Source organism: Streptomyces sp. NPDC057697 (assembly GCF_042799335.1).
Classification (GTDB): Bacteria; Actinomycetota; Actinomycetes; order Streptomycetales; family Streptomycetaceae; genus Streptomyces.
Genome location: NZ_JBHVJA010000001.1, coordinates 234,354 through 247,431 on the forward strand (window position 1 = coordinate 234,354; position 13,078 = coordinate 247,431).

General features: G+C 71.6%; 8 protein-coding genes and 1 pseudogene. 2 read left to right on the plus strand and 7 right to left on the minus strand.

Features of this window, described 5'->3' with window-relative positions; all coding sequences use genetic code 11:
• Positions 1–467 precede the first annotated feature (467 nt).
• The 4 genes from ACFVFH_RS01075 to ACFVFH_RS01090 all read right to left on the minus strand — a co-directional run bounded on the left by ACFVFH_RS01075 (position 468) and on the right by ACFVFH_RS01090 (position 3,048).
• Positions 468–1,079 carry a TetR/AcrR family transcriptional regulator gene (locus ACFVFH_RS01075; protein WP_383761619.1) on the minus strand — a complete coding sequence of 204 codons (612 nt, stop codon included), beginning with the start codon at positions 1,077–1,079 and terminating at the stop codon, positions 468–470.
• Between the two features lie 80 nt (positions 1,080–1,159).
• Positions 1,160–1,639, minus strand: a complete 480-nt coding sequence (locus ACFVFH_RS01080) for a pyridoxamine 5'-phosphate oxidase family protein (RefSeq protein ID WP_383761621.1) — start codon at positions 1,637–1,639, stop codon at positions 1,160–1,162.
• A 93-nt stretch (positions 1,640–1,732) separates the two neighbouring features.
• Positions 1,733–2,305 (minus strand): HutD family protein, encoded by a 573-nt coding sequence (locus ACFVFH_RS01085; protein WP_383761624.1) that lies wholly within the window; start codon positions 2,303–2,305, stop codon positions 1,733–1,735.
• Positions 2,302–3,048 (minus strand): vWA domain-containing protein, encoded by a 747-nt coding sequence (locus ACFVFH_RS01090; protein ID WP_383761627.1) that lies wholly within the window; start codon positions 3,046–3,048, stop codon positions 2,302–2,304. The genes ACFVFH_RS01085 and ACFVFH_RS01090 overlap by 4 nt, the downstream gene beginning before the upstream one ends.
• A 138-nt stretch (positions 3,049–3,186) precedes the next feature.
• Here ACFVFH_RS01090 and ACFVFH_RS01095 point away from each other — a divergent pair, with 138 nt between their 5' ends.
• Positions 3,187–4,110: a rhomboid family intramembrane serine protease gene (locus ACFVFH_RS01095; protein ID WP_383761629.1), complete on the plus strand. Its 924-nt coding sequence runs from the start codon at positions 3,187–3,189 to the stop codon at positions 4,108–4,110.
• Positions 4,111–4,235: 125 nt separating this feature from the next.
• On the opposite strand, the gene ACFVFH_RS01100 is transcribed toward ACFVFH_RS01095, so the two are convergent.
• The 3 genes from ACFVFH_RS01100 to ACFVFH_RS01110 all read right to left on the minus strand — a co-directional run bounded on the left by ACFVFH_RS01100 (position 4,236) and on the right by ACFVFH_RS01110 (position 11,395).
• Positions 4,236–5,696, minus strand: coding sequence for a glutamate synthase subunit beta (locus ACFVFH_RS01100; protein ID WP_383761632.1), 1,461 nt, complete (start codon positions 5,694–5,696; stop codon positions 4,236–4,238).
• A complete protein-coding gene (gene gltB / locus ACFVFH_RS01105) occupies positions 5,689–10,248 on the minus strand; it encodes a glutamate synthase large subunit (RefSeq protein WP_383761635.1) in 4,560 nt (1,519 codons plus the stop codon). The genes ACFVFH_RS01100 and gltB overlap by 8 nt, the downstream gene beginning before the upstream one ends.
• 412 nt (positions 10,249–10,660) lie before the next feature.
• Positions 10,661–11,395 (minus strand): VIT1/CCC1 transporter family protein, encoded by a 735-nt coding sequence (locus ACFVFH_RS01110; protein WP_383761637.1) that lies wholly within the window; start codon positions 11,393–11,395, stop codon positions 10,661–10,663.
• A 264-nt stretch (positions 11,396–11,659) separates the two neighbouring features.
• On the opposite strand from ACFVFH_RS01110, the pseudogene ACFVFH_RS01115 reads away from it, so the two are divergent.
• Positions 11,660–12,766 (plus strand): annotated as a pseudogene (locus ACFVFH_RS01115) (ADP-ribosylglycohydrolase family protein); the annotation flags it as partial.
• Positions 12,767–13,078 lie beyond the last annotated feature (312 nt).

A 13,078-nucleotide genomic window follows, 5' to 3' on the forward strand; every position in this document is an offset into this window, starting at 1 on the left:
AATGCGCCTGAGGAAGCATTCCCGTCAGGCGCACATAAAGTTCATGGGTACCAAAACTGCAACTCGGCAACCGTAGCACGTTCCGCCGGTCCGCGGTGGGAACACACCGGGGCGCCGGTCGGCGGATTCCTTCCCGGCCCTTGCGGTAACTGGCCGGGGGCGGCCACGGAACACGGAGAAATCGTTGGCGCGCCCGGTGTCGGGGCGGTTCGCCGGCGGGTCGCGCGGGGTCCGTGGGCGGGTCCGCCCGCGGGCGGCGCGTTCACCCGGCCGCCGGGTCCGGGCAGGGCCACCGCCCCGCCGCGACCGGCGGCCGGCTCCGGCCCGTGCGGGGGCGCGGTCGCCGATTGCCGCTCCGGTTTGCGCCGAGCGGGTGACCGGGGCCCTCCGGGGCGGCGGATCGGGGTGCGCGGGCTCAGTGCGCGGGCTCAGTGCGCGGGCTCAGTGCGCGGGCTCAGTGCGCGGGCTCAGGTGTCGAGGGCGATGCCGTCCAGGACCATCGAGAGGTACTGGCGGGCGATCTCCTCGGGGCTGTGCCGGCCGCCCGGCCGGTACCAGGACGCCGCGACCCAGACGGTGTCGCGCACGAAGCGGTAGGTGAGACGGATGTCGAGGTCGGCGCGGAAGCTGTGGTCGGCGACGCCGCGTTCCAGCGTGCCGAGCCAGGCCGTCTCGAATCTCTGCTGGGAGTCGACGAGGTACTGGAAGCGCGGCTGGGCCGCCAGGTGCCGGGCCTCCTTCTGGTAGATGGCGACCGCGTCGCGGTGCCGGTCGATCTCCCGGAAGGACTCGGTGACGAGCGCCTCGATGGTCTGCCTGGGGGCCAGTCCGGCGGCGAGGACCGCGTCGTACCCCTCCCAGAGTTCGCCGAGGAAGGTCGAGAGGATCTCGTCGATCATCGATTCCTTGGAATCGAAGTGGTAGTAGAGGCTGCCCGCGAGCATCCCGGCCGCGTCCGCGATCTTGCGGACGGTGGTGGCGTTGTATCCCTGGGCGGCGAAGACCTCGGCCGCGGTGGCGAGCAGTTCCCGGCGCCGCTCGGGCGAGGGGGTCGCCTGGGGCTTCTTCTTGGTAGGCACCCGGCCATTCTCCGCCCGGACGCCGGCTCCGCGGCGCCCGTCCCGGGGCGGGACGGCCCGGGACGGGCGGAACGGCGCGCTCAGGACCTGCGGATCGTGCGCACCGGTGCGCCGGGCCGCCACACCTGGATCACGACCGCCCGTTCCCGCGCGTCCACGGATGTGCGGACCACCTCCCGGAGTTGCGTACGGAAGAGGTGGAACGGCTCCGGGGTTCCCGTCTCCCCGCCGTAGCGGGCCAGGACCGCGGGGTCCTTCTCCGGCAGGGCGCGGCCGGAGATCCGTACGTCGCCGTCGGCCATCGCGGCGTCCGGCCCGGGGTTGGCGTGCACCGCGAACCGCGGATCGCGCAGCAGGTCCAGCGCCTTGCGCGAGTCCGGCATCATGCCGAGCCACAGCTCACCGAGGCGGAAGTCCGCCTCCAGTCCGCTCACGCGCGGGGATCCGTCCTCGCGCAGGGTCGCCAGGACGTGGTGCGGGTACTGCTCGAAGCGGGTCCGTACGGTGTCGGCGAAGGCGGGCTCCGCCGACCGGAACCCTTCCCAGGAACTCGGTGTCATGCGCCCATGGAATCGGGGAATCCCGACATCTTCCGTCCGGTATCCCGGCCCGGTTCCCGGACGCGCCCGAGGGAGCGCGCCGGGCGGGCCCGGTCACGGCCGGCGCCCCGCCAGGGTGACCAGCAGGGCCCAGCCGTGGGTCCGGAGCACGCCGGGTGTGCCCTCGCCGGTCAGCAGGGCGTCGTAACGGCCGAGCCGGGTGTCCGTGCCGTCGAGCACCGCGCCGTCCTCCAGTGCGATGGCCAGGACCGCCCCGCCCGGGGGCGCCGCCAGCCGGACGGTGCCGCGCACCACCGCGACCGCCGCGCTCGTCCGCCCCCTGCGGCACATCACGTTGACGTTCACGACCGGGCCGCCGAGCAGCCCGCCCCGGGTCTCCGTGTCACCGGGGAAGTCGTGCGGCCAGTAGGGCTCGTCGAGGATGTGGTGCTCGCCGTCCACCAGGAGGTCCATCCCGGCGCCCTCGACGACGGTCAGGGTGCGGTCGACGCCGGGGAACGGGGAGAAGGGGCCGTCCTCGGTCACCTCGGCGAGGCTGACCCGCCAGTCGAAGTCGTCCAGCGGAGCGCCCTCGGGGTGCGCCGCGATCTCCCGGGTGACTCCCCCGCCGTTCTTCCAGGGCGTGGCCGTGCGGTCGGCCGCCCGCAGCACCCGCGCCGCCGTCACTTGACGATCCCCTGGGCCCTGGCCGCGGCCAGCCAGTGCGGGAATTCGGCGACGAGCCGGTCGTACAGCTCGGCGTCCGGGACCTTCCGGGGGTCGGGTCCGGCGTGGAAGAAACCGGCGTTGTCGACGGCGCGCTTGGCGGGCACGGCCAGGTCGTCGAGTCTGCGCAGGAAGTCGAACTGGTTGCTCCGCTTGTTGCCGAAGCCGATGAACTGCCAGAACAGCGGCAGCTTCGCCGCCTTGCAGAGGTAACGTTCCGCCGCGTGTTTGCTGATCGGTCCGCCGTCCGTCTGGAAGACGACGAGGGCGGGCGCGGTGGAGCCGCTGTCGAGGTAGTGGTCGATGACGGCGTCCATGGCCAGGTGGTAGCTGGTCCTCCCCATGTGTCCGAGGCCCGCCACGACGGCGTCGACCCGGCCGCGGTGGTTGTCCAGCGCGATGTCGGTGACGGCGTCGACGTCCGTGGAGAAGAGGACGAGGGGGACCCTGCCGTCGTCGTCGAGATGGGCGGAGAGTCCCAGTACCCGGTCGGCCAGGGCCTGGACGCTGCCGTCCTGGTAGTACTCCCGCATGGAGCCGGAGTAGTCGAGCACCAGATAGACCGCGGCCCGCTCGCCGCTCAGGCGGTGTTTCGTCAGGGAGACCGAGGCGCTCTTGTAGAGGCTGACCAGCGCCGGCGCGGTCTGCTCGACCGTGTCGAGGCCGATGGCCGGGCCAGGTGCGGCGGTGGGCGGGCCGGCCATGCGATGTCTCCGATCCTCGACGTGTCGGGACCCGAGCGTAAGCCACCCAGATATGCCCCGGCCGGGCGGAGTTCGCTATCTTGTTCTGCCGCCGCCCCACCGGCCGCTCGTGTCCGCCCACCCGTGAAGGAGCCTGCCGTGGACGCCGCGGTCACCACCTGCTACCGCCACCCGTCGTACGAGACGTACGTCAGCTGCACCCGCTGCGAACGCTTCATCTGCCCCGACTGCATGCGGGAGGCCGCCGTGGGCCACCACTGCGTGGAGTGCGTGAAGGAGGGGCAGCGTTCGGTCCGGCGGGCGCGCACGGTGTTCGGCGGCACGGTCCCGAGGTCCGCGGTGCCGCTGGTCACATACGTGCTGATCGGGCTCAACATGGCGGCGTACGTGGGTGAGCTGGTCCGCCCGGGGATCGTCGACCGGTTCGCGATGCTCGGTGCGGGGCTGAACGGCCCGGACGGGAGCGCCTATGTCTACCAGGCCGGTGACTTCCCCGGATTCGACGTGGTCGGTCTGGTGGGCGGCGAGTGGTACCGGCTGCTGACCGGGGCCTTCCTGCATCTCCCGCCGGACGGGTCGTCGCTGGGTTCGGTGCCGTTCGGGTTGCTGCACATCGGCTTCAACATGTACGCGCTGTGGAACCTGGGCCGGGTCGTGGAGGAGCAGCTGGGCCGGGCCCGTTACCTCGCGCTGTATCTGCTGTCCGCGCTGGGCGGTTCGGTGCTGGTCTGTCTGATCGCGCCGTTCGACGCCACGGTGGGCGCCTCGGGTGCGATCTTCGGTCTCGGGGCGGCGTTCTATGTCATCAACCGGCGTCTGGGCCGTGACATGCGGGCGGTGAACCGGTTCATGGCCGGGTTCCTGCTCTGGATGGTGATCTCGGCCGGATTCGCCTCGTGGCAGGGCCACCTGGGCGGGCTGCTGACGGGCGGCCTCGTCACCGTCGCGTACGCCTACGCCCCGGCGAAGCGCCGTACGACGGTCCAGGCCGCCGCCTGTGTGGTGCTGCTGGCGGTGCTGGTGCTCCTGGTGGTGCTCAAGACGTCCGCGCTGACGGGCTGAGCCGGGGGCGGGGCTCCTCGGGCCCCGGACGCGCCACGGCGCCTGCCGAATCGTCCGGTCGGGGACGGGCAGGCGCCGCGTTCAGTTCCGCACGCCGTTGTGCGGGACGTCTCTGTGTGCCGTGATCAGACCATCAGTGCTCGGTCCGTCGGGCGGATCGGGGCCGGCAGGGCGCTGGCTCCGGTCAGGAAGCGGTCCACTCCGCGGGCCGCGGAGCGGCCCTCGGCGATGGCCCACACGATGAGGGACTGGCCGCGGCCGGCGTCACCGGCGACGAAGACTCCGCCGACGTTGGTGGCGTACTCCGCGTCGCGTGCGACGTTGCCGCGTTCGTCGAGCTCCAGGCCGAACTGCTGGACCAGGCCGTTGGCCTGGTCGGTGCCGGTGAAGCCCATGGCGAGGGTGACGAGCTGGGCGGGGATGCTCCGCTCGGTGCCGGGCTTCTGCTCCAGTTTGCCGTCCGTGAACTCCACCTCGACCAGGTGCAGCGCCTGGACGTTGCCGTCCTCGTCGCCCTCGAAGTGGGTGGTGGAGACCGAGTACACCCGCTCGCCGCCCTCCTCGTGCGCGGAGGTGACCTTGTAGAGCATCGGGAAGGTCGGCCAGGGCTGGTTGGCGTTCCGGTCCTCGCCGGGCCTGGGCATGATCTCCAGCTGGGTGACGGAGAGCGCGCCCTGGCGGTGGGCGGTGCCGACGCAGTCGGCGCCGGTGTCGCCGCCGCCGATGACGACGACGTGCTTGCCCTCGGCGGTGATCGGGGAGACCGTCAGGTCGCCCTCCTGCACCTTGTTGGCCAGCGGCAGGTACTCCATCGCGAAGTGCACGCCGTTGAGCTCACGGCCCGGGACGGGCAGGTCGCGCGAGACGGTGGCGCCGGCGGCGATGACGACCGCGTCGTACCGGCGGCGGAGCTTGGCGGCGTCGATGTCGCGGCCGATCTCCGTCTCGGTGCGGAACTTGGTGCCTTCCGCGCGCATCTGCTCGATGCGGCGGTTGATGTGCGACTTCTCCATCTTGAACTCGGGGATGCCGTACCGGAGGAGTCCCCCGATGCGGTCCGCGCGCTCGTAGACGGCGACGGTGTGGCCGGCCCGGGTCAGCTGCTGGGCGGCGGCGAGACCGGCCGGGCCCGAGCCGATCACGGCGACGGTCTTGCCGGAGAGCCGCTCGGGCGGCTGCGGGGTGACGTCGCCGCTGTCCCACGCCTTGTCGATGATGGAGACTTCGACGTTCTTGATGGTGACGGCGGGCTGGTTGATGCCGAGCACGCACGCCGACTCGCACGGGGCCGGGCAGAGCCGCCCGGTGAACTCCGGGAAGTTGTTCGTGGCGTGCAGGCGCTCCGACGCGGCCGACCAGTCCTCGCGGTAGGCGTAGTCGTTCCACTCGGGGATGAGGTTTCCGAGCGGGCAGCCGTTGTGGCAGAACGGGATGCCGCAGTCCATGCAGCGGCCGGCCTGCTTGCTGATGATCGGGAGCAGCGAGCCCGGAACGTAGACCTCGTTCCAGTCCTTGACGCGCTCGCCGACGGGGCGGGTCTGGGCGACCTCGCGCCCGGTGGTCAGGAAGCCCTTGGGGTCAGCCATGGGTCGCCGCCTCCATCATCTTCTCGGTGGTCTCCTGCTCGGAGAGACCGGCGAGCTCAGCGGCGTCCTTGGCGGCGAGCACTGCCTTGTAGGTGGACGGGATGATCTTGCTGAAGCGGGCCACGGCGGTGTCCCACTCGGCGAGGAGCTTCTCGGCGACGGTGGAGCCGGTCTCCTCCTGGTGGCGGCGCACGACGTCGTGCAGCCACCGCTTGTCGGAGTCGGAGAGTTCCTCGACCGCGCCGAGGTTGCCCGCGTTGACGTGGTCGCGGTCGAGGTCGAGGACGTACGCGACGCCGCCGGACATGCCGGCCGCGAAGTTGCGTCCGGTCTCGCCGAGGACCACGGCGTGGCCGCCGGTCATGTACTCGCAGCCGTGGTCGCCCACGCCTTCGGAGACGACGGTGGCGCCGGAGTTGCGGACGCAGAACCGTTCGCCGGTGCGGCCGCGCAGGAAGAGTTCGCCGCCGGTGGCGCCGTAGGCGATGGTGTTGCCCGCGATGGTGGAGTACTCGGCGAGGTGGTCGGCGCCGCGGTCCGGGCGGACGACGATCCGGCCGCCGGAGAGGCCCTTGCCGACGTAGTCGTTGGCGTCGCCCTCCAGGCGCAGCGTCACTCCGCTCGGTACGAAGGCGCCGAAGGACTGGCCCGCGGAGCCGGTGAAGGTGATGTCGATGGTGTCCTGCGGCAGTCCGGCGCCGCCGAACTTCTTCGTCACCTCGTGGCCGAGCATGGTGCCGACGGTGCGGTTGATGTTGCGGATCGCGATCTGGGCCCGGACCGGCTGGGCGGTCTCGGCGCTGTCGGCGCCGAGGGCGTCGGCGGCGAGCCTGATCAGCTCGTTGTCGAGGGCCCGGGACAGGCCGTGGTCCTGTTCGGTCCGCTGGTGGCGGACCGCGCCCTCGGGCAGTTCGGGGACGTGGAACAGCGGCTTGAGGTCGAGGCCCTGTGCCTTCCAGTGCGTGATCGCGCGGTCGGTGTCGAGCAGCTCGGCGTGGCCGACGGCCTCTTCGATCGTACGGAAGCCGAGCTCGGCGAGGAGTTCGCGGACTTCCTGGGCGATGAACTCGAAGAAGTTGACGACGTACTCGGCCTTGCCGGAGAACCGGTCGCGCAGGACCGGGTTCTGGGTGGCGATGCCGACCGGGCAGGTGTCGAGGTGGCAGACGCGCATCATGACGCAGCCGGAGACGACGAGCGGCGCGGTCGCGAAACCGAACTCCTCGGCGCCCAGCAGTGCGGCGATGACGACGTCGCGGCCGGTCTTCAGCTGGCCGTCGGTCTGGACGACGATGCGGTCGCGCAGGCCGTTGAGCAGCAGGGTCTGCTGGGTCTCGGCGAGGCCGAGCTCCCAGGGTCCGCCGGCGTGCTTGAGGGAGGTGAGCGGGGAGGCGCCGGTTCCGCCGTCGTGGCCGGAGATCAGGACGACGTCCGCGTGCGCCTTGGAGACTCCGGCGGCGACCGTGCCGACGCCGACCTCGGAGACCAGCTTCACGTGGATGCGGGCCGCCGGGTTGGCGTTCTTGAGGTCGTGGATCAGCTGGGCCAGGTCCTCGATGGAGTAGATGTCGTGGTGCGGCGGCGGGGAGATCAGGCCGACGCCCGGGGTGGAGTGCCGGGTCCTGGCGACCCACGGGTAGACCTTGTGGCCGGGCAGCTGGCCGCCCTCGCCGGGCTTGGCGCCCTGCGCCATCTTGATCTGGATGTCGTCCGCGTTGACGAGGTACTCGCTGGTCACACCGAAGCGGCCGGAGGCGACCTGCTTGATGGACGAGCGGCGGGCCGGGTCGTAGAGCCGGTCGGCGTCCTCGCCGCCCTCGCCGGTGTTGGACTTGCCGCCCAGCTGGTTCATGGCGATGGCGAGGGTCTCGTGGGCCTCGCGGGAGATGGAGCCGTACGACATGGCGCCGGTGGAGAAGCGCTTGACGATGTCGGAGACGGACTCGACCTCGTCGATGTCGATCGCCTGGCGGTCGCTCCTGAAGCCGAAGAGGCCACGGAGCGTCATCAGCCGCTCGGACTGCTCGTTCACCCGGTCGGTGTACTTCTTGAAGATGTCGTAGCGCTTGTTGCGCGTGGCGTGCTGGAGGCGGAACACGGTCTCCGGGTCGAAGAGGTGCGGTTCGCCCTCGCGGCGCCACTGGTACTCGCCGCCGATCTCCAGCGCGCGGTGCGAGGCGGAGATGCCGGTGGCGGGGTAGCCCTTGGCGTGCCGGGCGGCGACCTCGTCGGCGATGACGCCGAGGCCCGCGCCGCCGATCTTGGTGGCGGTGCCGTTGAAGTACTTCGCGACGAAGGCCTCGTCCAGGCCGACGGCCTCGAAGACCTGGGCGCCCCGGTAGGAGGCGACCGTGGAGATGCCCATCTTGGACATGACCTTCAGGACGCCCTTGCCGAGCGCGTGGATGAGGTTGCGGATGGCCTGCTCGGACTCGATGCCCTCGATGAACGTGCCGGCGCGGACCAGGTCCTCGACGGATTCCATCGCGAGGTACGGGTTGACGGCGGCGGCGCCGTAGCCGATGAGCAGGGCGACGTGGTGGACCTCGCGGACGTCCCCGGCCTCGACCAGCAGCCCCACCTGGGTGCGCTGCTTGGTGCGGATGAGGTGGTGGTGGACGGACGAGGTGAGCAGCAGCGAGGGGATCGGGGCGTGCTCGGCGTCGGAGTGCCGGTCGGAGAGGACGACCAGCCGGGCGCCGTCCTCTATGGCGGCGTCGACCTCGGCGCAGATCTGCTCGATCCGTGCGGCGAGGGCTTCGCCGCCGCCGCCGACCCGGTAGAGGCCGGAGAGCGTGGCGGCCTTCATGCCCGGCATGTCGCCGTCGGCGTTGATGTGTATCAGCTTGGCCAGCTCGTCGTTGTCGATCACCGGGAACGGCAGGGTGACGCTGCGGCACGAGGCAGCGGTCGGCTCCAGCAGGTTGCCGGACGGGCCGAGCGTGGAGCGCAGCGAGGTGACGAGTTCCTCGCGGATGGCGTCCAGCGGCGGGTTGGTGACCTGCGCGAACAGCTGGGTGAAGTAGTCGAAGAGCAGCCGGGGGCGCTCGGAGAGAGCGGCGATCGGCGAGTCCGTGCCCATGGAGCCGAGCGGCTCTCCGGCGGTGCGGGCCATCGGCGCGAGGATGACGCGGAGCTCTTCCTCGGTGTAGCCGAAGGTCTGCTGGCGGCGGGTGACGGAGGCGTGCGTGTGCACGATGTGTTCCCGCTCGGGGAGGTCCTCCAGCTCGATCTCGCCGGTCTCCAGCCAGTCCTCGTACGGCTGCTCGGCGGCGAGGGACGCCTTGATCTCGTCGTCCTCGATGATGCGGCCCTCGGCCGTGTCGACGAGGAACATCTTCCCGGGCTGGAGGCGGCCCTTGCGGACGACCTTGGCGGGGTCGATGTCCAGGACGCCGACCTCGGAGGAGAGCACGACGAGGCCGTCGTCGGTGACCCAGTAACGGCCGGGTCGCAGTCCGTTGCGGTCCAGGACCGCGCCGACCTGGGTGCCGTCGGTGAAGGTGACGCAGGCCGGGCCGTCCCAGGGCTCCATCATCGTGGAGTGGTACTGGTAGAAGGCGCGGCGGGCCGGGTCCATGGACGCGTGGTTCTCCCACGCCTCGGGGACCATCATCAGCACCGAGTGCGGCAGCGAGCGGCCGCCGAGGTGGAGCAGCTCCAGGACCTCGTCGAAGGAGGCGGAGTCGGAGGCGTCGGGGGTGCAGACGGGGAAGATCCGGTCGAGCTGTCCGTCGCCGAAGAGGGTGGACGCGAGCTGGGACTCGCGGGCCTTCATCCAGTTGCGGTTGCCCTTGACCGTGTTGATCTCGCCGTTGTGCGCGACGAAGCGGTACGGGTGGGCGAGCGGCCAGCTCGGGAAGGTGTTGGTGGAGAACCGCGAGTGGACCAGGGCGACCGCGGTGGCGAAGCGGCGGTCGGAGAGGTCGGGGAAGAACGGCTCCAGCTGCCCGGTGGTGAGCATGCCCTTGTAGACGATCGTGCGGGCGGAGAGCGAGGGGAAGTACACCCCGGCCTCCCGCTCGGCGCGCTTGCGCAGGACGAAGGCCTTGCGGTCGAGCGCGATGCCGGTGGATCCGCCGTCCGCGACGAAGAGCTGCCGGAACTCGGGCATGGTGGCGCGGGCGCCCTTGCCGAGGATGTCGGGGGTGACGGGGACCTGGCGCCAGCCGAGGACCTTGAGGCCCTCCTCGGCGGAGATCTTCTCCAGCTTGCGGACGGCCTCGGTGGAGTCGTCGGCGGGCAGGAAGGCGATTCCGACGGCGTAGGCACCGGCTTCGGGGAGGTCGAAGGCGGTCTCGTCCCGCAGGAAGGCGTCCGGCACCTGGAGGAGGATGCCGGCGCCGTCGCCGGAGTCGGGCTCGGATCCGGTGGCACCGCGGTGTTCGAGATTGCGCAGCACGGTCAGCGCCTGCTCGACCAGCTCATGGCTGGCCACACCGGTCAGAGTGGCCACGAACCCGACACCGCAGGCGTCGTGCTCGTTACGGGGGTCGTACATCCCCTGCTGGGCGGGGCGACCGTCCATGGGCGACCAGGCGTCGGAACGCATTGGCTCTCCCGTCGTCGTCGTGGCATATGCAGTGCCGAGGGACGACGTTGGCCCTCTGCGAAATTTGGTGCAGGTTACATGATGGGACGCTTCTCAAAAAGCGGATAGCTCGTTCCAACATACGGACACCGCCCGAGACGGTGGGGGTGGGTCGCAGTCGGAGGATCGGCGCCCGGGGGGCCGCAGAGAGCAGGCGTCGTTGCCCGCGGTGTCTACGGCTCTTGCCCGGTGGCGAAGAAAATGAAACCGCCGGGTAGTGGCTACTTATGTGCAGCCCTGCATAGGGACTCATTTTACGCCCGCGGCGGCCGTTCCGCCCAGGGGCGGTCACCAAGACGTACGTCACACGGGTGGCGGACATGGCTCCGGGCAGGCACACCTCCTCGGTGCGCCTGCCCGGACCTTCGTCGGATCAGCTCCCGACGGCCACGCCGAACAGCGTGCCCAGCCCGTAGGTGATGGCCGCCGCGGCACCGCCCAGCACCAGCTGGCGCAGTCCGCTGTACAGCCAGTTGCGGGCCGTCACCCGGGCGACGACCGCGCCGCAGGCGAACAGTCCGACCAGCGCGAGCAGCACGGCCGGCCACAGCGCGCTCGCGCCGAGCAGATAGGGCAGCACGGGCAGCAGGGCGCCCAGCGCGAACGCGCCGAACGACGACACGGCGGCTACGAGCGGCGAGGGCAGATCGCCCGGGTCGATGCCCAGCTCCTCGCGGGCGTGTATCTCCAGGGCCTGCTCCGGGTCGCGCGACAGCTGCCGGGCGACCTCGCGGGCGAGTGCGGCGTCGACGCCCCGGGATTCGTAGAGCTCGGCGAGCTCCCGCTCCTCGTCCTTGGGGTGCTTGCGCAACTCCCGTCGCTCGACGTCCAGTTCGGCCTCGACCAGCTCGCGCTGCGAGGCCACGGAGGTGTATTCGCCGGCGGCCATGGAGAACGCGCCGGCGGCCAGGCCCGCCAGACCGGTGATCACGATCGTCTGCTGGGAGACCGCGCCACCCGCGACACCGGTCATCAGCGCGAGGTTGGAGACCAGCCCGTCCATGGCGCCGAACACGGCCGGACGCAGCCAGCCGCCGTTCACGTCGCGGTGGGTGTGGTTGTCGCGGTGTGCCTCGTGCAGTACGGCGTCGGTCTCGATGATGGACACGGCTCTCCCCTTCTCCGGCGGCGGAATCCATGCGCCCCGCCCCCGCTCGACACCCTCGAAAGTACGCACGAAAAACGGCTCCCGCCAGCAAGGCAGGCCGTACTTACCACCCTCCTGAGCAGGTAAGTACGGCCTGCCTTCCTGCTTCTGACACGTCATCCGACTGGCCCTTTTGTTGGGGTTGCCGGCCTCTGTCGGGGCTCCGCGTGGCACAGATCCGAGGGAGTACGAGAACTGGCTCGGTGCGAGCGAAGGGTCGACGCCATGGAGTTGATCACCGGAGGTCCGGCGGAGCCCCGGACGGGCGGCGGGGGCCGGGGCGAGGTCCCCCGGACGACCCTGACCGACCGCGCCCGCGGCGCCCTGCTCGGTCTCGCGGTCGGGGACGCGCTGGGCGCTCCGGCGGAGAACATGCGGCCGTCCGAGATCCGGCGCCGCTGGGGCCGGATCGAGGGCTTCGTGAGCGACGACCCCGCGGGCACGGACGACACGGAGTACGCGATCTTCTCCGGGCTGCTGCTCGCCCGGCACGGTTCGGCGCTGACCGTCACGCACGTGGAGCGGGCCTGGCACCTGTGGATCGCCGACCTCGACGAGGGGCAGTTCCGCGGTGCCGGGTTCAGCGAGCGCGGCACGCTGGAGAACCTTCGCCGGGGCCTGGCCGCCCCGATCTCCGCCCAGCACCGGCACGCCTGGAGCGACGGGCTGGCGATGCGGGCGGCGCCGTTCGGGGTCTTCGCGGCGGGCCGGCCGGACGAGGCGGCGCGGCTGGTCGCGGTGGACGGGCGGGTCAGCCATGACGGGGAGGGCATCTACGGCGGCCAGGCGGTCGCGGCCGGAGTGGCCGCCGCGATGGTGGGGGCCGGGGTCACCTCGGTGATCGCCGCCGCGCTGTCGGTCGTGCCGATGGACTCCTGGACGGCGCGTTCGCTGCGGCGCGCGGTGGCGGCCGCGCAGCGCGCCTACCCCGACCGGCTCACCATGGAACGCGCGGTGCGCTCCGCGGTGGTGGTGGGCGGCTATCCGTGGACGGACCTGGCGCCCGAGGCGGTGGGCCTGGCCTTCGGGGCGTTCGCGGCGGTGCGCGGCGACTTCCGGGCGGCGGTGCTGACGGCCGTCAACATGGGCCGCGACGCGGACACCACGGCCGCGCTGGCGGGGGCCCTGGCCGGTGCGCTGCACGGGGCGTCCGCGATTCCGCGGTCCTGGGGCGAGGCGATCGGCCCGGTCCGGGGGAGCTGCCTGCCGACCATGCGGGGCCATCACGTCCTGGACATCGCGGAGTTGCTCACTCCGGACGAGGCCGACGACGCCGACACGACCGGCGGGAGGGGCGGGAGGAGCGGGGCCGACAGAGCCGGCGAGGGCGGTGGAGCTGGTGGACCTGATGAAGCTGGTGAAGCTGGTGGGGACGATCGGGCCGGCGCGGCCGGCCGGGATCGTGCGGCTCGTGGAGGGAGCGGTGCCGACGGGACGGGCGGGGGCGACGGTGCGTACGAGAACGTCACCACGCGCGGCGGCGCCGGCGACGAGGCCCCGGCCCGGCACCGCCCACGCACGGACCCGGTTCCGCGCCGTACGCCATCCGTCGAGACGGGTACGCCCACACCACCCACCGACACCGGTACGCCCCGCACCTCCCACCCAGACACCAGCACGCCACGCACGCCAACCCCGGATACC

What these genes read in the sequence shown, in the direction of transcription:
- ACFVFH_RS01080 (WP_383761621.1), bottom strand. Translation starts at nt 1,639, where the DNA reads ATGACACCGAGTTCCTGGGAAGGGTTCCGGTCGGCGGAGCCCGCCTTC.
- ACFVFH_RS01090 (WP_383761627.1), bottom strand. Translation starts at nt 3,048, where the DNA reads ATGGCCGGCCCGCCCACCGCCGCACCTGGCCCGGCCATCGGCCTCGAC.
- ACFVFH_RS01100 (WP_383761632.1), bottom strand. Translation starts at nt 5,696, where the DNA reads ATGGCTGACCCCAAGGGCTTCCTGACCACCGGGCGCGAGGTCGCCCAG.
- gltB (WP_383761635.1), bottom strand. Translation starts at nt 10,248, where the DNA reads ATGCGTTCCGACGCCTGGTCGCCCATGGACGGTCGCCCCGCCCAGCAG.